Source organism: Micromonospora sp. WMMD967 (assembly GCF_029626165.1).
Taxonomy (GTDB): domain Bacteria; phylum Actinomycetota; class Actinomycetes; order Mycobacteriales; family Micromonosporaceae; genus Micromonospora; species Micromonospora taraxaci.
Genome location: NZ_JARUBK010000001.1, coordinates 6,054,662 through 6,080,986 on the forward strand (window position 1 = coordinate 6,054,662; position 26,325 = coordinate 6,080,986).

The 26,325-nt window shown below is 71.7% G+C and carries 18 protein-coding genes and 1 pseudogene; 5 read left to right on the forward strand and 14 right to left on the reverse strand.

All coding sequences use genetic code 11. From position 1 onward, the window contains the following. Nucleotides 1–636 (reverse strand): hypothetical protein, encoded by a 636-nt coding sequence (locus O7631_RS27255; protein WP_278148031.1) that lies wholly within the window; start codon nt 634–636, stop codon nt 1–3. A 119-nt stretch (nt 637–755) separates the two neighbouring features. Here O7631_RS27255 and O7631_RS27260 point away from each other — a divergent pair, with 119 nt between their 5' ends. Continuing rightward, nucleotides 756–1,325, forward strand: coding sequence for a TetR/AcrR family transcriptional regulator (locus tag O7631_RS27260; RefSeq protein ID WP_278146906.1), 570 nt, complete (start codon nt 756–758; stop codon nt 1,323–1,325). Between the two features lie 47 nt (nt 1,326–1,372). Then, entirely contained in the window at nt 1,373–2,587 is a 1,215-nt protein-coding gene (locus tag O7631_RS27265; RefSeq protein ID WP_278146907.1) for a GDSL-type esterase/lipase family protein, read from the forward strand. Between the two features lie 283 nt (nt 2,588–2,870). On the opposite strand, the gene O7631_RS27270 is transcribed toward O7631_RS27265, so the two are convergent. The 7 genes and pseudogenes from O7631_RS27270 to O7631_RS27300 all read right to left on the reverse strand — a co-directional run bounded on the left by O7631_RS27270 (nt 2,871) and on the right by O7631_RS27300 (nt 9,477). Beyond that, complete coding sequence (locus O7631_RS27270; protein WP_278146908.1) at nt 2,871–4,016, reverse strand: hypothetical protein; 1,146 nt, start codon at nt 4,014–4,016, stop codon at nt 2,871–2,873. Beyond that, nucleotides 4,013–4,585, reverse strand: a complete 573-nt coding sequence (locus O7631_RS27275) for a sigma-70 family RNA polymerase sigma factor (protein WP_278146909.1) — start codon at nt 4,583–4,585, stop codon at nt 4,013–4,015. Before O7631_RS27275 ends, O7631_RS27270 begins: the two co-directional genes overlap by 4 nt. A gap of 105 nt (nt 4,586–4,690) precedes the next feature. Further along, nucleotides 4,691–5,470 (reverse strand): MerR family transcriptional regulator, encoded by a 780-nt coding sequence (locus tag O7631_RS27280; protein WP_278146910.1) that lies wholly within the window; start codon nt 5,468–5,470, stop codon nt 4,691–4,693. Nucleotides 5,471–5,513: 43 nt separating this feature from the next. Then, a complete protein-coding gene (locus tag O7631_RS27285) occupies nt 5,514–6,275 on the reverse strand; it encodes an ABC transporter permease (protein WP_278146911.1) in 762 nt (253 codons plus the stop codon). Continuing rightward, nucleotides 6,275–7,069, reverse strand: a complete 795-nt coding sequence (locus O7631_RS27290; RefSeq protein ID WP_278146912.1) for an ATP-binding cassette domain-containing protein — start codon at nt 7,067–7,069, stop codon at nt 6,275–6,277. The genes O7631_RS27285 and O7631_RS27290 overlap by 1 nt, the downstream gene beginning before the upstream one ends. 129 nt (nt 7,070–7,198) lie before the next feature. Continuing rightward, entirely contained in the window at nt 7,199–7,681 is a 483-nt protein-coding gene (locus O7631_RS27295; RefSeq protein ID WP_278146913.1) for a hypothetical protein, read from the reverse strand. 592 nt (nt 7,682–8,273) lie between these two features. Continuing rightward, nucleotides 8,274–9,477: pseudogene (locus tag O7631_RS27300) on the reverse strand (IS701 family transposase). 82 nt (nt 9,478–9,559) lie between these two features. Here O7631_RS27300 and O7631_RS27305 point away from each other — a divergent pair. The 3 genes from O7631_RS27305 to O7631_RS27315 all read left to right on the forward strand — a co-directional run bounded on the left by O7631_RS27305 (nt 9,560) and on the right by O7631_RS27315 (nt 12,067). Further along, on the forward strand, nt 9,560–9,895 hold the full coding sequence (locus O7631_RS27305; protein WP_278146914.1) for a HEAT repeat domain-containing protein: 336 nt from the start codon (nt 9,560–9,562) through the stop codon (nt 9,893–9,895). Between the two features lie 203 nt (nt 9,896–10,098). Further along, entirely contained in the window at nt 10,099–11,142 is a 1,044-nt protein-coding gene (locus O7631_RS27310; RefSeq protein ID WP_278146915.1) for an NAD(+)/NADH kinase, read from the forward strand. A gap of 517 nt (nt 11,143–11,659) precedes the next feature. Then, nucleotides 11,660–12,067 (forward strand): carboxymuconolactone decarboxylase family protein, encoded by a 408-nt coding sequence (locus tag O7631_RS27315; protein ID WP_278148032.1) that lies wholly within the window; start codon nt 11,660–11,662, stop codon nt 12,065–12,067. A 140-nt stretch (nt 12,068–12,207) separates the two neighbouring features. Here the strand turns inward: O7631_RS27315 and O7631_RS27320 are convergent, their stop codons facing one another. Genes O7631_RS27320 through O7631_RS27345 form a run of 6 tightly spaced genes read right to left on the reverse strand, consistent with a single transcriptional unit; the run spans nt 12,208 to nt 26,208 of the window. Beyond that, nucleotides 12,208–14,196 carry an amino acid adenylation domain-containing protein gene (locus O7631_RS27320; protein ID WP_278146916.1) on the reverse strand — a complete coding sequence of 663 codons (1,989 nt, stop codon included), beginning with the start codon at nt 14,194–14,196 and terminating at the stop codon, nt 12,208–12,210. Then, a complete protein-coding gene (locus O7631_RS27325; protein ID WP_278146917.1) occupies nt 14,193–17,063 on the reverse strand; it encodes a beta-ketoacyl synthase N-terminal-like domain-containing protein in 2,871 nt (956 codons plus the stop codon). Before O7631_RS27325 ends, O7631_RS27320 begins: the two co-directional genes overlap by 4 nt. After that, entirely contained in the window at nt 17,060–20,467 is a 3,408-nt protein-coding gene (locus O7631_RS27330; protein ID WP_278146918.1) for an amino acid adenylation domain-containing protein, read from the reverse strand. Before O7631_RS27330 ends, O7631_RS27325 begins: the two co-directional genes overlap by 4 nt. After that, the gene (locus tag O7631_RS27335) at nt 20,467–20,733 is read right to left on the reverse strand and encodes a phosphopantetheine-binding protein (RefSeq protein ID WP_278146919.1); all 267 of its coding nucleotides are present in this window, start codon (nt 20,731–20,733) and stop codon (nt 20,467–20,469) included. Before O7631_RS27335 ends, O7631_RS27330 begins: the two co-directional genes overlap by 1 nt. Beyond that, entirely contained in the window at nt 20,733–22,988 is a 2,256-nt protein-coding gene (locus tag O7631_RS27340) for a polyketide synthase (RefSeq protein ID WP_278146920.1), read from the reverse strand. The genes O7631_RS27335 and O7631_RS27340 overlap by 1 nt, the downstream gene beginning before the upstream one ends. Continuing rightward, nucleotides 22,981–26,208 (reverse strand): amino acid adenylation domain-containing protein, encoded by a 3,228-nt coding sequence (locus O7631_RS27345; RefSeq protein WP_278146921.1) that lies wholly within the window; start codon nt 26,206–26,208, stop codon nt 22,981–22,983. The genes O7631_RS27340 and O7631_RS27345 overlap by 8 nt, the downstream gene beginning before the upstream one ends. Between the last annotated feature and the right edge of the window lie 117 nt (nt 26,209–26,325).

Below are 26,325 nucleotides of genomic sequence, written 5' to 3' on the forward strand. Positions count from 1 at the left end.
TCAGTTGCCCTTCGCGGCACGGCCGAGGCGGATGGCCGCGATGAGGAAAAAGATGGCGCCGGGAATGGCGTAGCCGGCGGCGTTGGTCAGCGACGGGTCGGCCGCTGAGGCGCTGGCGATGAAGGACCCACCGGCCAGAACCGAGATGCCGCCACTGATGATCATCGGCCACTGCCCGCCCATCTTCCGACGGGTGACCCCCACGACCAACTGCACCAGACCGGCCACGACAGCCCACGCGCCCCAGACGCGCAGGACGGCGGGGATGCCGGACGAGCTGGCGACACCCACACCGACGGCGGCGAGCAGGCTTACCGCGATGTTCACGTACAGCAGGTTCGGCGAGCCGGTGGCGCGCGTGGAACGGAGGTCGTAGATGGCGGCGCCCACGTCGAACAGCGGGTAGAGCACGAACAGCGTCACCGCGAGCGGACCGATCTCCTTGGCGGTGGCGATCGTCACGCCGGCCCAGACGATGGCGAATGCGAAGCGGACGAAGTACAGCCGCCGCAGCGCGGAAGCCGTCTGGGAAATACCTGGTGAAGCAGCAATCGTGGTCACGGGTGACCCTTTCAGCGGAGGGGCTAGGAAGACCGATCGTTCTGTCTTGTTCAGCATGTCAGAACAACCCCGCATCGTCAAGACCGAACGTTCTACCCTCTGGCCGTACGCAACGCCGCCACGGTCGACCTGCTGCCGAATTTGCCTACAGGCATTAGGCAGAAGCATAATAGTTGTAGGACAAGGGAGGTGTTGTGGACAGACCAGGACTGACGCCGGAGCGTCTGACCCGAGCGGGGGCGGAACTGGCTGACGAGGTCGGCTTCGACCAGGTCACCGTCTCGGCGCTCGCTCGGCGGTTCGACGTCAAGGTCCCGAGCCTGTATTCCCACCTGAAGAACTCACAGGACCTCAGGACCCGCATCGCGCTGTTCTCGCTGGAGGAACTCGCCGACCGCGTCGCCGATGCCGTCGCCGGTCGGGCCGGCAGGGACGCTCTGGCCGCGTTCGCCGACGCCTACCGCGACTACGCCAGGGAGCACCCCGGCCGCTACGCCGCCGCCCGGCTCCGGCTCGATCCGGAAACGGCAGCCGCCAGTGCCGGCGTCCGGCACGCGCAGATGGCCCGCGCGATCTTGCGGGGCTACGGGTTGGACGAGCCGGACGCGACCCACGCGGTCCGGATGCTGGGCAGCGTCTTCCACGGCTACGTCAGCTTGGAGCTAGCCGGTGGTTTCGAACACAGCGCTCCCCACGCGCTGGAATCCTGGGAATGGATCGTGGATTCACTCGACGCGATGTTGCGTACCCACAGCACGCGCTGACCCGACGACGGCCGCACCACCGCCAGCGTTCGCAGCGCGGAGCGCCGATGGACATCGAGATCTCGATCGAGAGGCTTGAGGCAATGCCCACCGAACACCAGTGGATCACCACCCCGATCACCGCGGGTCTCCTGCGCGGCTTTGTCGATCTGGAGGCGACCACGCGCGGTCTCCTGCCGCATCGGCTGACCGCCCGGGCGCGCCAGCAGATCCCCGACGACCAACTGGCCATGGCTGAGGCTCAGCCCTCCGGCGTGCGGCTGGCTTTCCGTACCCGGGCCACCACCATCGAACTGGACACGCTGCCCACCAAGCGGGTCTACCAAGGCTTCCCGCCCCCACCGGACGGCGTCTACGACCTGCTGATCAACGGTCGCCTGGCCGCACAGGCCTCGGTGCCCGAAGGCAACGTCCGGACGGTTACCAACATGTTCACCCAAACCTCGGTGCTGGCCGAAGGACCGTCCGGCACAGCCCGCTTCGCGGGTCTGCCGGAGGGTGGGAAAGACATCGAGATCTGGCTTCCGCACACGGAGATCACCGAGTTGATCGCCCTGCGCACCGACGCGCCCGTCGAGCACACCCCGCCCAGCGGCCGCAGGACGTGGCTGCATCACGGCAGTTCCATCAGCCACGGCTCGAACGCCGGTCACCCCACCGCCATCTGGCCTGCCCTGGCCGCGGCCGAGGGCGGCGTAGAGCTGGTCAACCTGGGGTTCGGCGGGAGCGCGCTGCTCGACCCGTTCACCGCCCGCGCCATGCGGGACATCCCTGCGGACCTGATCAGTGTCAAGATCGGCATCAACATCGTCAACAGCGACGTGATGCGTCTACGCGCCTTCACCCCCGCGGTCCACGGCTTCCTGGACACTGTCCGTGAAGGGCACCCGACCACACCACTGCTGGTCGTGTCCGCCATCCTGTGCCCGGTTCAGGAGGACACGCCCGGCCCTCTCGCGCCGGACTTCGAGGGCGGGACTCCGCGGTTCAAGGCCACTGGCGATCCGGCCGAGCGCAGCGCCGGACGGCTGACCCTCAACGTCATCCGCGACGAACTCGCCCGGATCGTCGAACAGCGCTCGGCCGATGACCCGAACCTGCACTACCTCGACGGACGCGACCTGTACGGCGAGGCGGACTACGCCGAACTGCCGCTTCCCGACGAGGTGCACCCCGACCCGGCCGGACATCGCCGCATCGCCGACAACTTCGCGCGGCTCGCGTTCGGCGACGGCGGCGCCTTCGCCACCAAGACCGGCTGACCGTCTGAGGTACGCCGCGGCGACGGACGATCCGGAGTACTGGCCCAAGCTGCAGTAAATGGGCATGCTCGAATCCAGCCATCCGATGGCGACGGCGTCCGGGGCGCCCGGTAGTGGTCATAGGGTGCCAGGTCCGGGATGTCCGTCACGCGTCGATCATCGCGGTCAGGGCACGGGCCGTGCGAACAACAGCACGACGGTGCGGGTCGCCTCTGGGCGGCCCGCACCGTCATCGAACGCCGGGCGCGCTACACCCGTCCGTCGGATTGCTGGTGCGTGGGACCTACAGGTCGGCCTTCTTGACGCGGGAGGATTCGTAGGTCGTGGAGGCCGTGGCAAGACCCGGCACGATGGCGACGTCCTTGACCAGCATGCCGGTCGTGGCGTCGACGGTCAGCACCTCGCTGCCCTCGCCGCCGAACACCTCGGGGCCGGCGGTGATCGTCAGCGTGGCCGTGCCGTGGGTGGTCGAGTCCTTGACGCTGACCGCGGAGATGGTGGACAGCAGGCGCAGCACACCGGCCCGTACCTGCGTGTTGCCGTTGCCGGCGGACAGCGCTTGGGTGCTGTACGTCCACAGGGCGTTGTCGAAGTGCCACTCAACGGCCTGAGGGCTGTACGGCTTCGGCGCGACGTTGCCGCCCTTCTGCTTGATGATCACCTGGGCGTCCGCCTGCTGCTTGTCCCACACTGCCTTCTGCGCTGCGGGGTCGAGGCCGACCAGTGGATCCTTGGCTGCCTTGAGCATCTGGGTCCGGCCGTCGGACGGGCTGCTGTCCGCCGCGGCGACGGCTGCCTTGAGGAGCGGAGCGTAGCCGCCGTCCGTCATCTGGTCCTGGTTACGGGCGATCGCACGCTTGATGTCCTTCACGCTGTTGCCCGTGTAGATCGCGTGACCGTCGGTGTACAACGTGTAGACGACCTGCATGGTCTTGGTGCCGTGGACCTGCGTCGCCTTCACCAGCCACGCGTCGCCCGCCGCCGGGGTGACCGTCGTGATGGATCCGGCCAGGGTCATCAGCGGCGCGCGCTCGGCCGACCCGTCGACGGTGGTCGAACCCGAGGGGGCGGCTGAAGCATCAGTGCTGGCCTCCATGCCCCCGGTCGCCGACGAGTTGAGCACCACAGCGACGACTGCCGCAGCGGCGGCGACCCCCACCCCGGCGCCAATGCCCAATCGGCGCGCGACACGGATCCCGCGGCGGCGCCGAAGCGCCGGGCTGGATTCGCGGTCTTGCGTGGTAGTCGTCGTTTCCATGGTTGACGTCGCCTCCATAGTCGTGTCCTCCGCCGATATCGCGCCCGACAGCCGCGCGGTTTCCGGGTCGGCCATAGCCGCCCGCAGCACCGCCCTCGCCCGCTGATACGCCTCCGGGCGTAGTGGTTCTGCGCTGCCCAACGCACCGACCAGATCGAGCTCGTCGGTCATCGGTGTCTCTCCTTCGCGCTGTTGCGATCCTTCAGAAGCGCGGACACCCCCGGGGCGTCACGCAGTGCCGTCCTGGCCTGGCTCAGCAGCCGCCGCGCGGTGCCGGCCGGTATGCCGAGTGCCCGCGCGGCGTCGGCTGCGGTCAGGTCCTCCCAGGCGACGAGCCTCAGGACCTCCCGCTCTTCGGGTTTGAGCCGCGTCAAGGCCGACCGGAGTACCGCCCGCGCGTCCACGCCGAGGTCCACCGCCGACCACGGATCCCACCCAGTAGCCACGTCCGGCACGTCGGCGACCAGGTCCTCGGCCGGCCGGGACCGCCAGTAGCGCCGCAAGCGATTCAGTGCCACCCCGTACAGCCACGGCCGCGCATCGTTGTACGACCGGTCGTACGATCGCCGCGACTCGAACGCCGCAACCCACACCTCACCGAGAAGGTCCTCAGCCGCATCCCGCCCAGCCCGGCGTACGAGGTACGAACCGACGGCGACCTCATGACGCTCGACCACCTCCACGAAGGCGTCGACATCGCCATCCAGCGACCGGCCTATCAAATCCGCATCCGAAGCCATGGCCCTCCTCGGCAAAGTCCGCGCTCCACCCTGACATTGCCGATCAGCCGGGAAAGTGTTCAGACCCCGAGGCCGACGTCAGGCGCGCGAAGCGGCGCCGGCAGATCAGCCGGGCGGCTCGGCCACCCGTTCCATCCGGTTCCACCCGGACCAGCCGCGCTCGCGCAGCAACTCCCGCAGCCGCCGTACCCGCGGGTCGGACTCGACAGCAAGCGCGTCAACCAGGTCGTGCGGCAGATCGTCGTCGATCTCCTCGCCGGGAATCACCTCGCTGGCGGCGTATGCCTGCTCTGCCAGGCAGGCCATGATGTCGGCGGCCTCCGCCAGCCGCGGGTCGTCCTCCTCGTCCCCGTCGAAGATCTCCGAGAGCACCCGATAGAGCCGGACGACCTGCGGATCGTCGAGAGAGGCGATCTTGCCGGGCATCCACTCGACGACGCGGTCGGGCCAGCGTGCCGCGACCAGGATCCACCCGTCCCGTTCGGCCTCCACCATCCGCGGGGACGCCCCGATGTCCCGTAGTCGGTCGAGATAGGCGACGACCTCCGGTGGAAGCGCCAGGCTGTCGCCAGCGGTGAGCTGCGCGATGTGCGTGCGGGTGGTCTCCAGCCGTTGGATCTCGTCGCACAGGTGCTTGTCGATAGCTCGGATCGCCTCGGCGAAGGCTGGTGCGTCGGCTTCCAGCATCCGACTGATCTGCGACAGCGGCACGCCGGCGTCGGCGAGGGTGCGGATCTTGATGAGCGATACGACCGCCGTCGCGCCGTACCGCCGGTAGCCCGACGCGTCCCGCTCCGGCTCCGGCAGGAGCCCGATCTGGTGGTAGTGGCGCACCGCCCGCACCGTGACGCCCGCGTACGCGGCCAGTTGACCGATCGTCAGCATCCTCTGATCCTGCCCGCAGGTGGCGCGGCGCTGGTCGGCATCGTCAGGAGATCTTGCGACGGTAGGTGAGGTTGGCGATCAGGTAGGCGAGGACGAGGATACCGACGCACCAGGCGAGGGCGATCCAGATGTCGATGCCGATGGGCTGCTGGGTGAACAGGTCCCGGATCGCGTTGACGATGGAGGTCACCGGCTGGTGCTCGGCGAAGGCGCGTACCGGGCCGGGCATGGACTCGGTGGGGACGAAGGCGGAGCTGACGAACGGCAGGAAGATGAGCGGGTAGGAGAACGCGCTCGCCCCGTCCAGGGTCTTCGCGCTGAGACCGGGGATCACGGCGATCCAGGTCAGCGCCAGGGTGAACAGGACCAGGATGCCGACGACCGCGAGCCACCCCCACACGTCCGCCCCCGTCCGGAAGCCCATGATCAGGGCGACGCCGATGACAACGACGAGCGAGATCAGATTGGCGACCAGTGAGGTCAGGACGTGCGCCCACAACACCGACGAGCGGGCGATCGGCATGGACTGGAAACGCTCGAAGATGCCGCCCTTCATGTCCAGGAAGAGCCGGAAGGCCGTGTAGGAGATGCCCGAGGCGATCGTGATGATCAGGATGCCGGGCAGCAGGTAGTTCACGTACGAGTCGGTCCCGGTCTCGATCGCGCCGCCGAAGACGTACACGAAGAGCAGCATGAAGGCGATCGGCATGATCGCGGTGGTGATGATGGTGTCCGGGCTGCGCGCGATGTGGCGCAGCGAGCGTCCCAGGAGAACCGCAGTGTCGCCGACGAAGTGCTTGTCCATCACTGTTCCTTGTTCGTTCGGGCGCCGACGAGAGTGAGGAAGACGTCCTCGAGGCTGGGCTGCTTCTCGACGTACTCGATCTTCGCGGGTGGGAGGAGTTGCTTGAGCTCGTCGAGGGTGCCGTGCACGATGATCCGGCCCTCGTGCAGGATCGCGATCCGGTCGGCGAGGTGCTCTGCCTCGTCGAGGTACTGAGTGGTGAGCAGTACCGTCGTGCCGCCCGTGGCGAGTTCCTTGACGGCTTGCCACACCTCGATGCGTGCCTGCGGGTCGAGCCCGGTGGTCGGCTCGTCAAGGAAGATCACCGGCGGGCTGCCGATGAGACTCATCGCGATGTCCAGGCGGCGGCGCATGCCACCGGAGTACGTCGCCACCCTCCGGCTGCCCGCCTCGGTCAGCGAGAAGCGACGCAGCAGTTCGTCCGCGATCGCGCCCGGACCTTTCAGGTGCCGGAGCTTGGCGACCAGGACGAGATTCTCCCGCCCACTGAGGATCTCGTCGACCGCAGCGAACTGCCCGGTGAGGCTGATCGACTCGCGTACCTCAGCAGCCTGTGCCGCGACGTCGAAGCTGTTGACCCAGGCGGTCCCCGCGTCGGCCTTGAGCAGCGTCGAGAGAATCCTCACCACGGTGGTCTTACCGGCCCCGTTCGAGCCGAGCAGGGCGAAGATGCTGCCTTGCGTCACGTCGATGTCCACGCCGCGCAGGACCTTCAGATCCTTGAACGACTTCTCCAGGCCGCGCACACGGATCGCAGGTTGCTCGACCTGAGCTGGTGTTGGCGAATTGCTCATGGCGGCCAGGATGAAGGGTTGACGCAGCGTCAGGGTCAAGCCCACGGCGCAGATGCGATTGTTCCCTCGATGACGCGTGCGTCATGACACTCCCGACGAGAGTCGCCGGCTCCTGTCGGGCGTGACCCCTCAGGCCGCACGACGGCCGTCGAAGGCGTCGTCCGGCGCTGCGGCCGCCACATCACGTCCACCAGGCGAGGCGCCCTCCGCGACTACCCGCAGCGGTACTGCTTCCTCGCGTCGCACCGGCCGAACCTGCCGCATGATCCGGTAGCCGGTCCCGACTACCCCAGCGAAGCAGATCACCACCGCGTACGACCAGGCACCGTCGCCGCCAATCAGCTCGCCGAACTGGTTCGCCAGAAACCCGACGAACGTGGCCATGGCCAAACTGGTAACCGCGGCCACGGCGCGCAGGTCAGGGACCATCGCCGCGAAGGCACCAGCCGCCACAGCGACAACGAGTGCCCGCCCTGGCATCTCCGACCGTGAGAACAGCGCCGCCGCCAAGAGGGACGCAACGACCATCCCCGTCCAACCGATCGCCACGCTGACGACCGTCGGCGTCCGCTGCGCACCGTGCGCTCCCCACAGATTGCGATCCACCGCCACAGCAAGCCTCCGGCGACCGTGCGGACCCGCCCATCGCGTCCGCCCTTCCGCCATCTCATTGCGCCCGGCCGGCCACCGTCGACGGCTTTCACGCACCTGGTACGACGACACGACGATTCTTCACACGCCCATAACGGCAGCCAATCGACCACGGACGCCGCCATCAGCAGACACGATCTGCCGCAACGCAGAGTCGTCAGGTGACCGGCGGCGCTCTGACGGCAAGCTGGCGTATCGGTGGCGTCAATTCCCGGCCGGCTTGCGTATCAGCGGTGTGAAGAGCCTTGTGACGCACACCCCGTACGCGATGTGCTCGTTGTCGGAAGGGCGAGGTGAGAGGAACGACGGTGACCAGATTGACGCCGCGCACACCCGGTGGGGCTTGTACGAGCCCCGCCGTAGTGGACGGGCGACCGGTGCGGTCCAGACAGGGCATCGGCCGTCCCCCACGTCCGGGCAGCGCAGGTCGCTAGCTGCACTCGACGCCTGCACCCCGTCGGGCGGCGGGTTCGAGGCCGGTTCGGCTCCGGACCCGCCGCAGCTTCCTTTGTCGACAGGAGCCAGATGGACGAGGTCTCCCCGACCGCTCTGGTCACCGGGGCCAGCAGCGGCATCGGTCCCGAGGTCGGGTAAGCCGGATCGGTGCGCGTGATCGGGCTGGCCGGGTCAGGTCGGTGGGTTCGGCCGGCTGGGTCGTGGCGCAGACCGCGAGGATGGCGAGAGCGAGCATCGCCAGAGCGGTGAAGCGAAGCCAGCCGGTCCAGCCACGGACCTGGTAGTGGTCCAGGCCGGCCTCGTTCTTGGCGCTCTGGAAGCATTCCTCGACTGCCCATCGGCTGCCGGCGACCCGGACCAGCGTCGCGAGAGGCACCCGGCGCGGTGACCAGCACAGATAGAACGCTGATTCACCAGTTTCCGGGTGCCGGCGGATCAGCAGATACGCGTTGCCGCGGGTACCGATGACGACTTGTGCCCAGTCGTAGTCGCGGGGCCCTTTCGCGCCGATCCCGGCGGACATACGCTGCCAGCAGTCGGCGGTGAGCCGGGCGGCCACCTCGTCGGCGCGGATCCGGGTCCGGCCGTCGTTGACGGTGACCCGCCGGTTGCAGCTGATCGCGAGGACATAGCCCAGGCCGTGGGCGCGGATCCCGGCACGCAGGTCCGGGTCGGCGCCATAGACCTCGTCGCCGGCGACCCAGCCGGCCGGGATCCCGGCCCGGACCGCCGCGTCGATCATGTTCAGGGCGAGGCGGGGTTTGGTCGCGAAGCCGACATCGTCTGGCACGCCCGCGCTGATGCGCCGCGACGCGTCGGCGCACCAAGCCTATTCGGGCAGGGTAGAGCCGCCGGTCCAGTAACGCCCGGCCGCCGGCGCCGGTTTAGGCGAGGAACACAGCGACCTAGCTGTTCTCGATCCGCCCGGCGGTGCCGGTGTACTGCCGTTGCACACCCACCGACGTGGTGCCCTTCTTGACGAACCCGGTCTCGTCCGGGATCAGCACGCCCTGCGGACCTCCGAGCCGCTCCACCAGCAGGCCTTGCACGTCGGAGACGACCTGCTCGGCGTCCCAGACTGCGGTGCGCAGAAACCGCTGCAACGGCGCCGGCTGCCGATAACCGGCCTGTTCCGCCAGCTGCCAGCACGTTTTGCGCTCGGCCTGCGACAACAGACCAGTCACGAACGCCCGCGCGGCAAGCCGCGGTTCGCGCCGGGTGAACCGGCCAGGGATCCGCTGCACGGCGGCCTCGAACACCACTTGCCACCCGGCAAGGTCTACGCTATGGCCCGCGGCCACTGCACGATCTTCGGTTGTCTTGACAAACGTCGATGATCACGCGGTGGCCGGGCTCCACTTGCGGCGGCCCACCGGAGACGACGTGACGAACCAGTTCTCGCGCGCCATGCGGTTGATGCGCAGCCGCGACCCGCAAAAGCAGGAAGACGGATTCCACCTGCTGCGACCCCACGCCGCGCAGCACCTCGAAGAGCTGATCACCGAGTTCAACCACGAACCCAACCACGGCCTGCGCTGCTGGATGCTTGAACTCATCGGCGAAGCACGCTCGGCGGAAGCGCTGCCCGTGCTGGTTGCCCAACTTCACGGCGACGACGAGCCGCTACGGTCCTGGGCCGTCAAAGGCCTCGAACAACTCGACACCAAACCAGCACGTCACCAGCTATACCAAGCACGGTCCGTGGGCTTGATCCGCTGACTCACCGGGCCAGATCGCGAAATGTCACTGGAGTACTAGTCGACACGTAGCAGCGCAGGTGTGCCACCGCCTGATGCGGCGCGGCACCCCGGCCGGTGACGACCGGGATGCCTCGAGTCTCACCACGAATGATGTACGTAGGGTGAGTCCGCAGTGTTCGTCGTCGGATGAGGTGACAGCCGAGAGGCCGTGGAGGAGTTCGGATGCTCGTTGGCGTCGTCGTACACCCGACCAGGCCGCAGGCCGCTGAGACGGCGGCGATGGTGGCCCGGATCTGCGCCGAGCACGGTGCCACGTCGCAAACCCTGAATGTCTGGCAGGACGAGCAGAGCCCCGCCGACGTGCTGGCCGACCTGGCGCAACGACCTCAGCTCGTCGTCACCATCGGCGGCGACGGCACTCTCCTGCGCGGACTGGCCGTCGCCGTCGAGGCCGACGCGCCCGTCCTCGGCGTGAAGGCCGGCCGGGTCGGCTTCCTCACCCCGTTCGCCGCGACGGACCTGCCGAGGGTGCTGGGCGCCGCCCTGGCCGGACGCGCAACCATCCAGCAACGCATGCTGCTCACCCTACGGGCGTCGCGACCGCTGCAGATCCCACCGGAGCTTCGGACCCTGCTGCGGTACGGCCGGGGTCCCGATGCCGTCCCGCCCCTCCCCCGGCCGAGCACGCCCGACGAGGTGGGCTGGGGCGTCCCGCTGGGCCTGAACGCCCTCAACGACGTCGTCTTCGAAAAACTCGGCCGCGACCGGCAGACCAGCGTGGCCGTCTACCTGTCCGGGCGGCTGTTCGCCACCTACTCCGCCGACGGCGTCATGGTCGCCTCACCGACGGGCTCCACCGCCTACTCCTTCGCCGCAGGCGGACCGGTCCTGTCACCGCGCCTCAACGCCCTCGTCTTCACCCCGGTCGCCCCGCACATGGCGTTCAACCGCAGCCTGGTCACCGCCCCGGACGAACCAGTCGGCGTCCAGGTGCTCCCCCGCTCGGGTCAGGTCACCGTCGTCGTCGACGGACGCGTACACGGAATTCTCGACCCCGGCGACTGGGTCGCCGTCTACCCCGCCCGACGCCGCGCGAAGCTCATCGTCGCCGACGTCGACGACTTCTTCGGCCGACTCCGCGACCAGTTCTCCCTCGCCGACGCTCCCGCCGCCCGCGCCGACACCGACAGCCAGCCGCCAATGCTGATCTACCGACCGGACCTACCAGTGCCAGAGGACCTGCAACACCTGCACCTACCAACCTGAGACCAATCCGAACCGAGCTACATCGCGTCGGTCCGCAACCGAGCGCCGCATTGTCGATCTTGTCGTCGATGCCTACGGTGTCCTCCATCAGTGGTGGCGCTACACACCGGGCTCAATGCTCCCGGCGGTGGCACCAGCCGGATCGGGACCACACATCGGCCGAGCGGCTACTCCTCCTCGTACCGGGCTGCGCCGACAGCAATCGCCCACGCCAGGCCGTCGACCTGGTCGCGGAAGCCCTGACCGCTGTCGGCGCCCGTTGCGATGTACGCCAGGTCAGCCTACCGCCGCTACGGAGGTGAGCTGTCCCGGGAACAACTCCGCCTCATCGCCGACACGCTCCAACCCTCAGGGATCACCGAACAGCAGTAGCGTGCCGACGCACTGCTTCAGCGCGCAACAACGTCAAGACGCTCACCGGCGACTGACCCGCGGGAGGCCATCCGTTTGTCCGGCACGGTCACGGGTACGCGCCGGTCCGGCCGACAGGACGATTAGGCAAAGGTAGGGCGTGACAATGGCGGGAGACGAGCAGTACGAGCGGGGTCTTGAGGCCCTGCGACAGGCCGACGGCGGCGCCGGGCAGAGAATCCTGGACGCCCTCGCCGACGTCTCACCCGAGCTCAGCCGTCGTTCCATTGCCTGGTCCTACGGGGATCTCTATGTCCGGCCCCAACTCGCGCGCCGGGACCGGGAGCTGCTCACCCTCGGCATCCTGACGGGCCTCGGTGACGCCGAGGCCCAGCTGGAGGTCCACGTCAACGGCGCGCTCAACGCGGGCCTGACACCGTCGGAGATCGTCGAGGCGCTCCTGCAGGCGGTGGTCTACTGCGGCGTGCCGCGGGCCGTCAACGCCACGCTCGTCGCCAAGAAGGTCTTCGCAGAGCGCAACCTGCTCCCCGTCCGCCCCAACCCACCCGGCTGACCCATACGTCGTCACGGCAACAGCGGACGCCGCTCGACTGGCAGCCGGACAGTTCCTTCCTCCCGGTCCGGGTCGCACCGGCCGTGAAGCACATCGCCAGATCCCTCGGACCCGTTGCGGACACCTCCGTTCCCGATGCCCTACGTCGAGGGTGACCCGACCCGTACCGGCCGGCGGACCCGGGCCGGCGGGGCGGGCAGAGCCCTGCGGTCGACTTTGCCGTTGGCGGTGGCGGGCAACTCGGGCAGCACCACGTGGCGCAGCGGCACCATGTGGTCGGGTAGCTGCTCGGCCAGGAACGCCCGCAGCGCCGCCTCGCTCACGTCGCCCGCGTCGGCGTGCCGCTCGGTCACCACGTACGCCACCAGGGTCGGGGCCGCACCCAGGTCGTCGCGGAGCAGCACCACGCTGTTCGCGACGAGCGGGTGACTGTTCAGCACCGACTCGATCTCGCCCAGTTCCACCCGCTGCCCACGGATCTTCACCTGCGTGTCGATGCGCCCGCCGTAGTTCAGGTACCCCTGCGGTGACCACCAGGCCAGGTCGCCGGTGCGGTACACCCGCTGGGGACGCCCGGCGACGTGCACGGTGCCGAACCGCTCGGCGGTCAGGTCGGGCCGTCCGGCGTACCCCCGGGCCAGGCAGTCGCCGCCGACCACCAGTTCCCCGGGTACGCCCAGCGGGGCCAGCGCACCATCGTCGTCCAGCACGTACGCCGTGACGTTGGTGATCGGCCTGCCGATCGGGACTGTGGGGTCCGGCTCGGGTCGGCGGCACGGCCAGGCGGTGACGTCGATGGCGGCCTCGGTGGGGCCGTACAGGTTGTCCACCCGCACCGTCGGCAGGGTGGCGGTGAGCTTGTTGACGAGCTTCGGCGGCAGGGCCTCCCCGCTGCAGATCACCCGGCGCAGGGCTGCGCACGCGGCGACCCCGGGCTCCTCGACGAACAGGGCGAGCATCGACGGTACGAAGTGCACAGTGGTCACCGCCTCGCGGGCGATGACGGCGGCCATCTCCTGCGGGTCGCGGTGCGCCTGGGCCTCGGCCGTGACCAGCGTCGCGCCGGCCAGGAAGGCCCAGAGCAGTTCCCACACCGACACGTCGAAGGTGTACGGCGTCTTCTGCAGCACCACGTCGCCGGGCCCGATGCGGTACTCGCCCTGCATCCACGCCAGCCGGTTGGCCAGCGACAGATGGGTCATCTGCACACCCTTCGGCGCCCCGGTCGACCCGGAGGTGAAGATGACGTACGACAGCCCGTCCACCACCTCCTCCGGCGCGCGGTAGTCACGCCAGTCGACGGGCGCGGCGGGCAGGTCGGCGCCGGCCAGTGGTCGCACCGGGACGACCGGGGCTGCGCCGGTGGCGAGCGCGGCCCGTCCCTGCTCGTCGGCGAGCGCCAGCGCGGCGTCGGCGGTGGTGAGCATCAGGTCCAGCCGGGCCCGCGGGTGGGACGGGTCCAGCGGCAGGTACGCCGCTCCGGCCAGCAGGACACCGAGCACCGCGACGACCATCTCCGGGCTCCGCTCGGTGCACAGAGCGACGACCGAGCCCGGGCCAACGCCCTCGGCGCGCAGTCGCCCGGCCAGCGCCGCCGCCTCGTCGAGCAGGTCCCGGTAGCTGCGGTCGCGTCCCCCGCCGCGCAGCGCGACGGCGTCCGGGGTGCGTTCCGCCTGCCGGCAGATCGCCTCGTGCACGGGTGTCCGGGGGGCCGGGGTCGGCGCGGGGTTGAAGCCGAGCAGCGTGGCCCGCTCCCGGGGACCGACCAGCACCGCCTCGCGCACCGGGCGGTCGGGGTGGGCGGTGAGCCATCCGCTCAGGGTGTCCAGTCGTTCCTGGAGGTGGGTGGGATGACAGTGGTCGCCGACGAGCCAGACCGGCACCGAGCCCACAGTTCCCGCCGCCCCGCCCGGTGGGCCGGGTGTCACCAGCACCACGTCCACCGGGGACAGCGCGGGTGACGGTTTTGGCGTCTGCGCGCGTACCCCGGTCAGTGTGGTGTCCGGGTGCACGCGCAGCGTGTGGTCGCCGTGCGGGCCGCGCACCGCCACCGACGTCGCGCCGGAGAGGCGGTGGGCGAGCACGGCCGCCACCGCTGCCGCGTGGGCCAGGTCGGTGTGGTCGGTCATGCCGTCACCAGCTCGGCCAAGACGCGCGGCGTGGGTCGCGCGGACAGTTTCTCCATCGGGATGCGGACGGCGAAGCGGCGCTGCACCTGGTTGACCATGCGGATGAACAGCAGGGACTCGCCGCCGACGGTGAAGAAGTCGGTGTCCGGACCGATGTCGGGCGCGCCGAGCAACCGGCCCCACAGCTCCACGATCTCGTCCACCACCGTGCTCTCCCCGGTAGCCGTGGGAGGCGGTTCGGCGGTGTCCGGGGCCGGTGTCGCGTCCAGCCAGTGCCGGGTACGGGCAAACGGGTACGTCGGCAGCGCCACCCGCCGTGCCGGGGTGTCGCCGCGCACCGCCGCCCAGTCCACCGTCACCCCGGCCGTCCACAGTCCGCCGAGCCCGGCGAGGACGTCGGCGGCGTCGGCCCGCGGCGTCGGTCGCGGCTGTACGGCGAACCCGGGCACCTCCCGTCCCTGCGGCGTCTGCCGTGCCATGCCGGTCAGCGCGGTGCCGGGACCGACCTCGACGAGCACGGGGTCGGGTAGCTCCAGCGCGGTCAGCAGGGCGTCGTGGTAGCGCACCGGGCTGCGCAACTGTGCCGCCCAGTAGCCCTCGGCGCGCGCCTGGCCGGTGTCGAGCAGCGTGCCGTCGACGCTGCTGACGACGGGGAGGGTGCGGGGTCGATGGGGCACCCGGTCGGCCTCGACGCCGAGCAGCCGGGCCGCGTCGGCCATCATCCGGGTGTGGAAGGCGCGCTGCGCGGGCAGTGCCCGACAGGGCACCCCGGCCGCGTCCAGGCGTTCGCGGAACGCGGCGAGCGGGGCCGGCGGCCCGGCCACGACGGTGACCTCCGGCGCGTTGCGGGCGGCGATGTCGAGGTCGTCCAGGCCGGCGAGGTGTTCCTCCACGGTTCGTGGCCCGGCCAGCACGACCAGCAGGTGACCCTCCGGGGCGTCCTGCATGAGCCGGCCCCGGGTGGCGACCAGGCGCAGCATGTCGTCGTCGGCCAGCTCACCGGCGAGCGCGGCGGCCGGGAACTCACCGACCGAGTGGCCGATCATCGCCGCCGGGCGGACGCCCCACGACAGCAGCAGCCGGCCGAGTGCCACCTCGTACAGGGCCAGGGCCGGCTGGGTGACGTCCGTGCGGTGCACGACACCGTGCGGGTCGTCGTCGACGAGGACGTCCCGCAGGTCCAGCCCGAGGATCGGGGCCAGCAGCTCCGCCCCGTGGTCGAGGTCGGCCCGCACCGACGGGTAGTGGTCGTAGAGGCCCCGCGCCATGGCGGGGAACTCGGCGCCCTGCCCGGGGAACAGGAAGACCACCCGGGGTCGGCGGGCCGCCGCGCGCACCCGCGCCCGGCGCAGCCCGGCGAGCGCCGCCGGGACGTCCCGGGCGGCCACCGCCAACCGGTGCGGGAAGTGCCGGCGGTACGTCTGCGCCGTCACCGCGACGTCCCGCACGGACAGGTCGGGGCGCTGCCGCACGTACTCGTGCACCTGCTCGGCGGCCTCGCGGACCGCCTCCGGGGTCCGCGCGGACAGCACGATCAGCTCGGCCGGGCCGTCGGCGGCCGACCTGTCCGGCGGGATCGGGCCGTCGGCCTCCTCCAGCACCACGTGCGCGTTGGTGCCACCCAGGCCGAAGGCGCTGACCGCGGCGCGGCGCGGACCACCGGTGGCCTCCCACCGACGGGCAACAGTGTCCACAGTGAACGGCGTCGACCCGTCCAGCAGCTCGGGCCGGGCCTGCTTCAGACCGGCGAGCGGCGGGATCTGCCGGAAGTGCAGGGCCAGCGCCGCCTTGATGAGACCGGCGACACCGGCGGCGGCGTCGAGGTGCCCGACGTTGGCCTTGACCGAGCCGATCGAGCACTGTCGCTCGCCGCGACGGAACACCTCGGTCAGCGCGGCCAGCTCGATGGCGTCGCCGACCTCGGTCGCGGTGCCGTGCGCCTCGAGGTAGCCCACTGTCGCCGGGTCGACGGCGGCGGAGGCGTACGCGCGGGTCAGCACGTCGACCTGCCCGGCGATGCCCGGCGCGGTGTAGCCGACCTTCATCCCACCGTCGTTGTTCACCGCCGACCCCTTGATCACCGCGTACACGGTGTCCCCGTCCCGGCGGGCGTCCGCGACGCGTTTGAGCACCACCAGGGCGACCCCGTTGCCGGGCACGGTGCCGTCGGCCGCGGCGTCGAAGGGCCGGCACGTGCCGTCCGGCGACATGATGCCCTTCGTCTCGTAGAGGTACCCGGCCTGCTGCGGCACGGCCACGCAGGCGCCACCGGCGAGCGCCACGTCCGAGTCGCCGCCGCGCAGGCTCTGGCAGGCCAGGTGCACCGCCACCAGTGACGTCGAGCAGGCGGTCTGCACGGTGATGGCGGGCCCGCCCAGGTCCAGCCGGTACGCGATCTTCGAGGCCAGGTGGTCCTTCTCGTTGCCCAGCACGACCGACAGCAGCCCCTGCGACTCGACGACGTCGGGCTGGGCGAACACGTGGTGCAGCGCGTAGTAGTTGAACCCGGCCCCGGCGAAGACGCCGACCCGACCGAACGGCCGGTCGGTGGCGAGCCCGGCCGCCTCCAGCGCGGCCCATGCCGTCTGCATCAGCAGCCGGTGCTGCGGGTCCATCGTCTCCGCCTCCCTGGGGGTGATCCCGAAGAAGGCCGCGTCGAACAGGTCCGGGTCGGCCAGGACGCCGCGCGCCGGCACGTACGCCGGGTCGTCGAGCCGGTCGGCGGGCACCCCGGCGGCCAGCAGCTCGCCCCGGGTCAGCGCACTGACGGTGGTCTTCCCGGCGACGAGGTTCGACCAGTACTCCCAGACGTCGGCGGCGCCGGGGAACCGACCGGCCAGGCCGACGATCGCGATGTCGTCGTTCATGACTGTGTGCCTGCTCTCTCGGTCTGCGCGTGCAGATGCTGGGCCAGCGTCTGCACGGTCGGGAAGCGGTAGAGGTCGGTGAGCGGGATGGTCCGGCCGGCCAGCCGCTCCTGGAGCAGCCGGCGCACGATCGCCAGGCGCAGCGACTCACCGCCGACGTCGAAGAACGCCTCGTCGACGTCGAAGTCGTCGGTGCCCAGCGCCTCCACCCAGGCGCCCGTCACCAGCTCCTCGAACTCGGCCAGCGACGCCGAGCGCTGGGCGGGAACCCGGGCCGGCGCGGTCTCCGCCGGCGCGGCCGAGGTCTCCGGCGGCGGTGCCGGTTGGGCCAGCGCGCCCAGCGCCCGCAGATCGACCTTGCCGTTGCGGTCCAGCGGGAACTCGGTCACCGTCACCCACTGCTGCGGCCGGGCGTACGGGGCCAGGTCGGGCTCCACCGCGCGGCGCACGGCGGCCACGTCGACGCCGTCCGGGTCGGGCTTGAGCGCCGCGCAGAGGCGTACCCCGCTCGTTGGGTCACCGGTGGGGAACACCACGGCGTCGCGGACGCCCGGCTGCGCCCGCAACCGGCGCTCGACGTCGACCGGCTCCACCCGGTGTCCGGCGATCTTCACCTGGCGGTCGTTGCGGCCCAGGAAGCGCAGGTGACCGTCGGTGCCCCAGCGCACCAGGTCCCCGGTGCGGTAACGGCGTTCCCCGTCGTGGCGTACGAAGGAGGCGTCCGTCCTCGTCGGGTCGCCCAGGTACCCGTCGGCCAGACCGGTGCCGCCGGCCAGCAGTTCGCCGACGGCGCCCGGTGGGACGGGACGACCCGACGCGTCGACGACGGACAGGTCGGTGCCGTGCACCGGAGCACCGATCGGCAGCGGGTCGGGCGTCGCGTCGGCGTGCTCGACGGAGTACGTGGTGGTGAAGGTGGTGTTCTCGGTGGGGCCGTACCCGTTGGTCAGGCGCAGGCCCCGGCAGGCCCGCAACACCTGGCGCACGTGCGGCGGTGACACCACTCCCCCGCCGGTGAACAGCTGCCGCAACCCGGCGAACGCGTCCGGACGGTGGTCGGCGACCAGGTGGAACACGCCCGAGGTGAGCCAGGCGTGGGTGACCCCGGCGGCGCTCAGGACGTCGGCCAGCCCGCGTGGCGTCGGGTCCTCCGGCGGGAAGACCACCACCGTGTCGCCGGTGGCCAGGGGCACCAGCAGCTCCAGGGTCGACGCGTCGAACGCCAGCGGGGACAGCCGCAGCATCCGCATACCCGGCCGCTCGGCGAACATCCCCGGGTCGTCGGCCAGTCGCAGCACCGCCCGGTGCGGCACGACGACGCCCTTGGGCACGCCCGTCGAACCGGACGTGAAGGAGACGTACGCGGTGCGCGCCGGGTCGCTCGGCGCCGCCTCGACCGGGTCTGCCCCGACGGGCGTCCGCGGGTCGACGAGCGGGCAGTCGACGACTCCCGGCCAGGGCTCGCCCACACCGAGGCGGGCCCGCGCCGCGACGGTCGCCGCGAGATGGGTACGCCACTCGGCGGTGGCGTGCTGGTCCACTGCCACGTAGTGCGCGCCGAGTCGCAGCACGCCCAGCACCGCTACCGCTTCGGCGGCCGAGCGGGGCACCTCCAGGAGCACCGCGTCGCCGGCGCGCACCCCGTGGGCGTGCAGGAGACGGGACTGCTCGACCGCGGCGTCGTGCAAGTCGCGGTAGGTGAGCGTCAGGCCGGTGTGCGGGTCGATGAGCGCGGACCGCTCGCCCGCCGACTCCGCGTACGCCGCGAACCGGTGCCACACGTCGTCGGCGGTGTCGTACGTCCCGCCCGCGCCCAGCTCGCGCAAGCGGGCGCGCTGGCCCGTCGAGAGCGTGGTGACGTCCCGCACCGTCGCGTCCGGGTCGGCGGCCAGCTCCCGCACCGCCGCCTGGAACGATTCGACCAGTTCTCCGGCGTCGGCGGCAGTCAGTAGCGCTGTCGCGTACTCCAGCGCGAACCGGGGACGACCCGACCACGACTGGAGGTAGAGCAGGGCGTCGAACACCGCGCCGGCGCAGTGGCCCTCGTGCACCCGCCAGGTCCGGTCGCCCACCACCAGCTCGTCGGGCACCAGCTCGTGGTGGGCGGCGAAGCCGAGCTGGGCCAGCGGGTTGCGTCCCGGGTCGGTGCCGGCGCCCAGCGCGGAGACGACAGTCTCGAACGGCACGTCGGCGTCGGCGACCGCTGCGGCCAGGGCGTCGGCGATCCCGCGGACGAACTCCCGGACGGTGCTGTCGTCGGTCGCCGTGCAGCGGACCGGGACGACCCGGGTGCAGAGGCCGACCAGGCGGTCCATGCCCGCCTCGAACCGGCCCGCCGCCGGCACCCCGAGCACCAGGTCGTCCAGACCGGCGCGGCGGGACACCGTCAGCGCCCAGGCCGCCAATGCCACCGACGTGACGGTCACCCCGCACTCCCGGGCCAACCCGGTCGTCGCCTTCGCCGCCGTTTCGTCCAGGTGGAAGCGCAGCCGGGCGCCCCGGCCGTCGGCCTCGGCGACCGGCGGCAGGTCGGTGGGGAGCGTCACCGTCCACGGTGCCCCGTCCAGCCGCGCGGTGACCCGGGTCAGGGCGGCCTCCAGCGCGCCGGACGACTCCTGCGCGGCGAGCCGGGTGCCGACCCAGTCCGGCGACGGGGCCGCCTCGTCCGGGCCGTCCCCGGCGTAGAACTCGGCGAACTCCCGCGCGAACAGTCCGACGCTCCAGCCGTCGCTGACCGTGTGGTGCACGAGCATGGTGAGCAGGTCGCGCCGGCCGGTTCGGGTCAGTACGAACACCACGGGTGGCTGCGCGAAGGGGCGCAGCAGACGCGCGGCGGCCGGGCCGTACAGGTCGTGCACGGCGCGTACCGCGTCGTCGTCGGGCAGCGTCTGGTGCAACAGGCGCGGCTCGTAGGGCGCGGGCAGCACGATCCGGGCCTGGCGGGGGTCGCGCACGAAGCGTGTCCGCAGCGCCTCGTGTCGGGTGGCCAGCTCGCGCAGCGCCCACCGGACCCGGGCCGGGTCGAGGGGCCCGTCCGCCTCCACAGTGAACATCAGGTGGTACGGCGCGTCCTGGTCCAGCAGGTGCGCGGCCAGCATGGACCGCTGACCCGGGAGCAGTTCCCGCTCTGCCGGTCGCCGCGCGACGACGGGTGGCGCGGTGTCGACGAAGTCCACGGCGCCGGCGAGGGCCTGGGCCAGCGGCAACGCCGACAGCAGGCGGGCGCTGTCCACGTCCGCCCGCAGCTCGCGTTGGCCCAGCGCGACGAGGGCGATGGCCTGGAGCGAGGTGCCGCCCAGGGCGACGAACGACTCGGTGCCGGCCACCGCGCGGACCTGCTCGGGGGTGCCGCCGAGCACCCGTGCGGCGAGCGGCGCCCAGGCGGCGAGGTCGGGGGCGACCATCAGGCGGTCTCCGCCGCGGGCCGCTCCAGCGGCACCTCACTCGCGACCTTGCGCAGGTCGGCGAGGCGGGGGTTTTCCAGCACGTGGCCGAACATGACCGCGAGGTTGAGTTCCTGGCGGATCAGGGTGCTCAGCCGCAGCGCGCTGAGCGAGTGGCCGCCGAGGTCGAAGAAGTCGTCGTCGTCGTCGACGGTGTCGACGCCGAGCACCTCCATCCACAGTTCTTCGAACTCGGCCACCCAGGTCCGGTCGTGTACGTCGCGCATCAGTGTCGCCTCTCTGTGGTCGGGTCGGCTCCGGGTGCGTCCAGGTAGTGCCGGGTGGCCGCGAAGGGGTAGGTGGGGGCGGGCAGCCGGCGGCGGCCGGTGTCGTGCACGGGGTCCCAGGCGTCGGTGAGGCCCAGCTGCCACAGCGCGCCGACGGTTGCCAGCAGTCGGGCGTGCCGGTTGGCGGGAAGTGCCGGCTGGTCGGCGTCCAGGTGCGGGGTGACTGTGGTGCCGACCTCGATCCAGAGCACCGGGTCGGGCACGTCGGGGGGCGGCGTCGACGTCGGGGGGCGGAGGGCCGCGGCCCGCCAGAAGGCGCTGTCGTCGGGCCGCCCGTCGATGAGCAGGGGCAGAGCGGCGGGGTGCAGGCGTACCCCGGGGTCGTCGGTGTCGCGCAGCAGCGCCAGCGCGTCCGCGAGCGACATCACCCCGGCCACGACGGCGGCGGCCACCGCGCCGACGCCGTCACCGGCCAGGGCGCGCGGGGTGACGCCCCGGCTGCGCAGCGATCGGGTCAGGCCGACGCAGGCCAGCAGCCGGTCGGCGCGTTCCCGGACCGATTCGTTCAGGTTGTGGCCGCGCAGCAGCGCGACGCCCTCGTCGACGGTCCGCCGGTACACCGGGTCGGCGTCGTAGTTGGGTCGGTTGCCGGTCACCGCACCGGCCCCGGTGAGGTGCAGCGCCACACCGCGCGCCCGAGCCGTCGCGTCGACAGTGCGGACCCGGGCTACCCCGTCGGTCACGCCGGTCAGGACGGCGGCCCGCCAGGGCAGCTCGGCGCGGCCGGTCCGCAGTGTGTACGCGAGGTCGGCCAGGTCGCCGGGGGCGGTTTCCGCCGCGAACGCGGTGATCCGGTCCAGGCTTTCCTGCGCCACCGCGGCGGTCTTCGCGGAGACCAGGACGAGCTGCGGGACGTGCCGGCGGGGTCGGGCCGGGATCGGCGGGGCCTCCTCCAGCACCACGTGGGCGTTGGTGCCGCCGATGCCGAAGGCGCTCACCCCGGCCCGGCGTACGCCGTCGACAGGTGCCCAGGGTCGGGCGGTCGTCGGCAGCTCGAACACCGAGCCGTCCAGTCGGATCGCCGGGTTGGGCGTACGGAGGTGGGCGATCGGGGGGATCGTCCGGTGCGTCAGGGCCAGGACCGTCTTGATCAGGCCGACCACCCCGGCGGCGGTGTCCAGGTGTCCGACGACCGACTTGACGGCACCGAGCGCGCAGGGCGCCCGGTCGGGCCGGGCGGAGTCGAACACCTGCCGCAGCGCCGCCACCTCGATCGGGTCGCCGAGCGCGGTGCCGGTGCCGTGCGTCTCGACCAGGCCCACGGTGTCCCTGTCGACGTCGGCCACCTCCAACGCCGCCGCGATGACGGCGGCCTGACCGGTCGGGCCGGGCGCGGTGAAGCCGGCCTTGCGGGCGCCGTCGTTGTTGACCGCGGAGCCACGGATCACCGCGTGCACAGTGTCGCCGTCACGCAGCGCGTCGGTGAGGCGCTTGAGCACCACCACGCCCGCTCCGTCGCCCGGCACCGTCCCGTCGGCGGCGGCGTCGAAGGCGCGGCAGCGACCGTCGGCGGAGAAGATGCCGCCGGGCTCGTGCAGGTGCCCGCGCCGGGTCGGCGGGGCGACGGTGGCCGCACCGGCCAGTGCCACGTCGGCGTCGTAGGTGAGCAGCGCCTGCGTGGCCTGGTGCACCGCGACGAGCGACGTCGAGCAGGCGGTCTGCACTGTCAGCGCCGGCCCCTGGAGGTTCAGCTTGTAGGCGATCCGGGTGGCGGCGAAGTCCTTGTCGCTGCCGATGATCACACCGAGGCCGCCGGCGGCCTCGACCGCGCGCTCGTTGGGCCACACGTTGTCCAGCAGGTAGACGTTGAGCCCGGTGCCGACGTACACCCCGACCCGGTTGCCGTCGGCGGCGACCGGCGGGTGGCCGGCGTGCTCCAGGGCCGCCCAGGCGCACTCCAGCAGGATCCGCTGCTGGGGGTCCATCAGGGCGCTGTCCGACGGTGAGTAGCTGAACAGCCGGTGGTCGAAGCGGTCCGCGTCGGTGAGCACCGCGCGGGCCGGCACGAAGCCCGGTCGTTCCACCAGATCCTTGGGTACGCCCCAACCGACGAGCTGCTCGGGTGTGAAGACGGTGACCGCGTCGACGCCGTCGTGGACGTGTCGCCAGAACCGGTCCAGGTCGCGGTCGGCGCCGGGGACCCGGATGGCCATGCCGACCACCGCCACCGCGGCGTTGTCGTCCGGCTCAGCCACGGCCGGCTCCCACGCTGCGCCGCCGGTCGGCCAGCAGTGCGCGGCCCTGGCGGCGCTGCGCCGCGTTGGGGTCCGCGACGACGGGCGCGGTGTGCTGGAGCGCCGCCGCGCAGCCGGCGATCGTGCCGCAGCGGAAGAGGTCGGTCACCGAGACGTCCAGCCCCTCCTCGGACATCCGCTGCTGGAGCGCGATCAGGGCGAAACTGTGGCCGCCCAGGTCGAAGAAGTTGTCGTGCAGCCCGACGTCGGGCCGCCGGAGCACCTCGACCCAGCAGGCCCGGATCCGTTCCTCCAACCCGGTGCCGACCACCGCGGCCGGTGGCCGCGACGGCGCGGCGGCCGTCCGTGCGGCGCGGCTGTCGGCCAGCAGGTGGGGAAGGTCGACCTTGCCGTGCGCGGTGAGCGGGATGGTCGCCACGGTCAGGATCCGCGACGGCACCATGTACGCCGGCAGTGTCTCGCGCAGGTGCGCCCGCAGGTCGTGCTCGGCGTCCGGGCCGATCCCGTGGACCACGAACGCGACGAGTTCGTCGTCCTCGGCGGCCACGGCGCACGACCGCACCGCGGGGTGGGTGAGCAGGGCGCCCTCCACCTCGGCCAGCTCGACGCGGTAGCCGCGCACCTGCACCTGGGTGTCGTTGCGGCCGAGGTACACCATGCTCCCGTCGAGGCCCCACTTCACCACGTCGCCGGTGCGGTACATCACCCCGCCGCCGTACGGGTCGGGCGGGAACCGCTCCTCGGTCAGCTCCGGGTTGTCCAGGTAGCCGTGCGCCACGAGCGCGCCGCCGCAGTACAGCTCGCCGGGCACGTTGAGGCCGGTCGGCCGCAGGTCCTCGTCGAGGACGTAGCAGCGCGCCGACGGCAGCGGCACGCCGATGGCACCCTCGGGGACCCGGGGCACGTCGGCGGCCGACGCCTGGAAGATCGTGACGTGGATGGTGCCCTCGGTGATGCCGTACATGTTGACGAACACCGTCTGCAGACCCGGCGTGTCCGCGATCAGCGACGCCAGCCGCGACCAGCTCAGCGCCTCGCCGCCGAGGACGACGTAGCGGATGCGGGAGGTCTCGCCGGGGTCGAGCGCCCGCAGGTACGGCGGCAGCAACCGGTAGAGCGCGCCCGGGGTCTGGAACAGCACGGTGACGGCCTCGCGACGCACCAGCCGGGCCAGCCGCTCCCGGTCCACCAGGTCGACCCGGTCGGCGATGACCAGCCGGGCGCCGGTGGTCAGCGCGCCCCACATCTCCCACACCGACGCGTCGAACGAGAACGAGCTGGCCGCCAGCCACACGTCGGCGGCCGTGACGTCCAGGCCCGCCGGGGTCGGGCTGTTCAGCGCGTCCAGGCCGCCGTGCCCGACCAGGACCCCCTTGGGTACGCCGGTCGAGCCGGAGGTGTAGATGACGTACGCCGGGTCGTCCGGCCCGGGGAAGGTCTCCTCGACCACGGAGATTCCGTCGAGGGTGTGCGCGTCGGCCAGGGGGGTCCCGCTGTCGCGGGTGAGCGCCGCGGCCGCCTCCGCGGTCTCCGGGTCCACCACGAGCACCGCCATCCCGGCGTTCGCGGCGATCAGTTCGAGGCGCTGGCGCGGGTAGTCCGGGTCCAGCGGCACGTAGACGCCGCCGAGCTTCCACACGCCCAGGATCACCGCGACGACCGCCGGTGAACGGCCGAGCAGCAACCCCACCCGGACGCCGGGGCGGACACCCCGGTCGGCCAGGCCCGCCGCGATCCGCCCGGCCCAGCGGTCCAGCTCGGCGTAGGTGATCTCGACGTCCCGGTGGCGTACGGCCACCGCGTCCGGGGTCGCCGCCGCGTGCTCGGCGAAGCGACGCAGCACCGACGGGTGCGTGACCGGCGCCGACGCGAGCGGAGGGTTCACCCCCTCGGTGAGCCGCACCCGCTCGGCGTCGTCCACCATGGACGGCTCCCGCTGCTCCTCGTCGACGATCGACCGCAGGAACGTCAGGTAGTGCGTGAGCAGCGTGCCGACGGTCTCCGCCGTGAACAGCTCGGTGCTGTACTCGGCGCGCAGGAACGGCACGTCGGTGGACACGTCGAGGGTCAGGCCCAGGTCGAACTTGGTGACGTCGATCTCGACGTCGACCTCGGTCAGCCGTACCCCGGCGAACTCGGGGAACGCGAACGGGAAGTTCTGCACCGTCAGCGAGGTCTGGAACAGTGGTGCGTGGCTGAGCTGCCGCTCCCCCACGGTGGCCCGCACGATCTGCTCGAACGGCACGTCCTGGTTGGCGAAGGCCGCCATGCTGACCCGCCGGGCCCGGTCCACCAGCTCGGTGAAGCTCGGCCGGCCGGACACGTCGAGCCGGATCGGCAGCGTGTTGACCAGACATCCGACCAGGCGCTCCTCGGCGTCGTCCATCCGGTTCGCCACCGGAACGCCGACCACCACCTCGTCCTGGCGCGCGTAGCGGGACAGCACCGAGGCGTACGCGGCGAGCGTCACCGCGAACAGCGTCGCGCCCCGCGCCCGCCCCCACTCCCCCAGCCGGCGCACCAGGTCCGGCTCGACCGGGCGGCGCAGCACCGCGCCGGTGGTGCCGAGCACGCTCGGGCGGGGGAAGTCGGTGGGCAGCGCCAGTTGCGGCACGTCGACCAGCGCCGCACGCCAGAAGTCGAGGCCCGAGCTGTCCCGCCGCCACGTCTCGTGCTGCCGCTCGGCGTACGCCAGGTAGGACTCGGCCGGCTCGTTGTAGGCGGCCACCGCCCCGTCGACAGCGGCGTCGTACTCGGCGGCCAGGTCGCGCAGGAGCAGGCCCACCGACCACCCGTCGCAGGCGATGTGGTGCACGAGCACCGCGAGGCCGTGCTCGTCCGGGCCCCAGGAGCGCAGGAAGGCCCGTACCACCGGCCCGTCGGCGAGGTCGAAGGGCTGCCGGGCCTGCTCGGCGACGAGCGTCCGCAGGTGGGCCTCCTGGGTGGCGCGTTCGACCCACCCGTCGGCGGTGATGTCGACGTCCACAGTGGGCGTCGACGACACCCGCTGGGTGAGGACACCGTCGACCACCGCGAACGTGGTGCGCAGCGCGTCGTGCCGGGCGACCACCCGGGTCAGGGCCGTGCGGAGGGCCTCGGGTCGCAGCGCGCCGCGCAGGTGCACCGCGAAGGCCACCACGTACGCCGGGTTTCCGGGCTGGAGCTGATCGAGGAAGTAGAGGCGTTCCTGGGCGAAGGAAGCACGACCGGTACGAACCATGCACCGATCGTGCGGCCCGGCACGTCCCGTGCGGCAGAGCACGGTTTCCTGCCCCGCCAGGAAAAGCTCCCGGTCGCGTCGGCGACACGTCGACGCGGGTCCCCGGGCATGGTGCGG

Bases quoted from the DNA above. Each gene is read 5' to 3' on its own strand.
- O7631_RS27285 (WP_278146911.1), bottom strand. From the start codon at position 6,275: ATGGACAAGCACTTCGTCGGCGACACTGCGGTTCTCCTGGGACGCTCG.
- O7631_RS27335 (WP_278146919.1), bottom strand. From the start codon at position 20,733: ATGCGCGACGTACACGACCGGACCTGGGTGGCCGAGTTCGAAGAACTG.
- O7631_RS27345 (WP_278146921.1), bottom strand. From the start codon at position 26,208: ATGGTTCGTACCGGTCGTGCTTCCTTCGCCCAGGAACGCCTCTACTTC.
- O7631_RS27290 (WP_278146912.1), bottom strand. From the start codon at position 7,069: ATGAGCAATTCGCCAACACCAGCTCAGGTCGAGCAACCTGCGATCCGT.
- O7631_RS27315 (WP_278148032.1), top strand. From the start codon at position 11,660: ATGGCGGGAGACGAGCAGTACGAGCGGGGTCTTGAGGCCCTGCGACAG.
- O7631_RS27275 (WP_278146909.1), bottom strand. From the start codon at position 4,585: ATGGCTTCGGATGCGGATTTGATAGGCCGGTCGCTGGATGGCGATGTC.
- O7631_RS27310 (WP_278146915.1), top strand. From the start codon at position 10,099: ATGCTCGTTGGCGTCGTCGTACACCCGACCAGGCCGCAGGCCGCTGAG.
- O7631_RS27325 (WP_278146917.1), bottom strand. From the start codon at position 17,063: ATGAACGACGACATCGCGATCGTCGGCCTGGCCGGTCGGTTCCCCGGC.
- O7631_RS27320 (WP_278146916.1), bottom strand. From the start codon at position 14,196: ATGACCGACCACACCGACCTGGCCCACGCGGCAGCGGTGGCGGCCGTG.
- O7631_RS27330 (WP_278146918.1), bottom strand. From the start codon at position 20,467: ATGGTCGCCCCCGACCTCGCCGCCTGGGCGCCGCTCGCCGCACGGGTG.
- O7631_RS27270 (WP_278146908.1), bottom strand. From the start codon at position 4,016: ATGACCGACGAGCTCGATCTGGTCGGTGCGTTGGGCAGCGCAGAACCA.
- O7631_RS27255 (WP_278148031.1), bottom strand. From the start codon at position 636: ATGCGGGGTTGTTCTGACATGCTGAACAAGACAGAACGATCGGTCTTC.
- O7631_RS27265 (WP_278146907.1), top strand. From the start codon at position 1,373: ATGGACATCGAGATCTCGATCGAGAGGCTTGAGGCAATGCCCACCGAA.
- O7631_RS27280 (WP_278146910.1), bottom strand. From the start codon at position 5,470: ATGCTGACGATCGGTCAACTGGCCGCGTACGCGGGCGTCACGGTGCGG.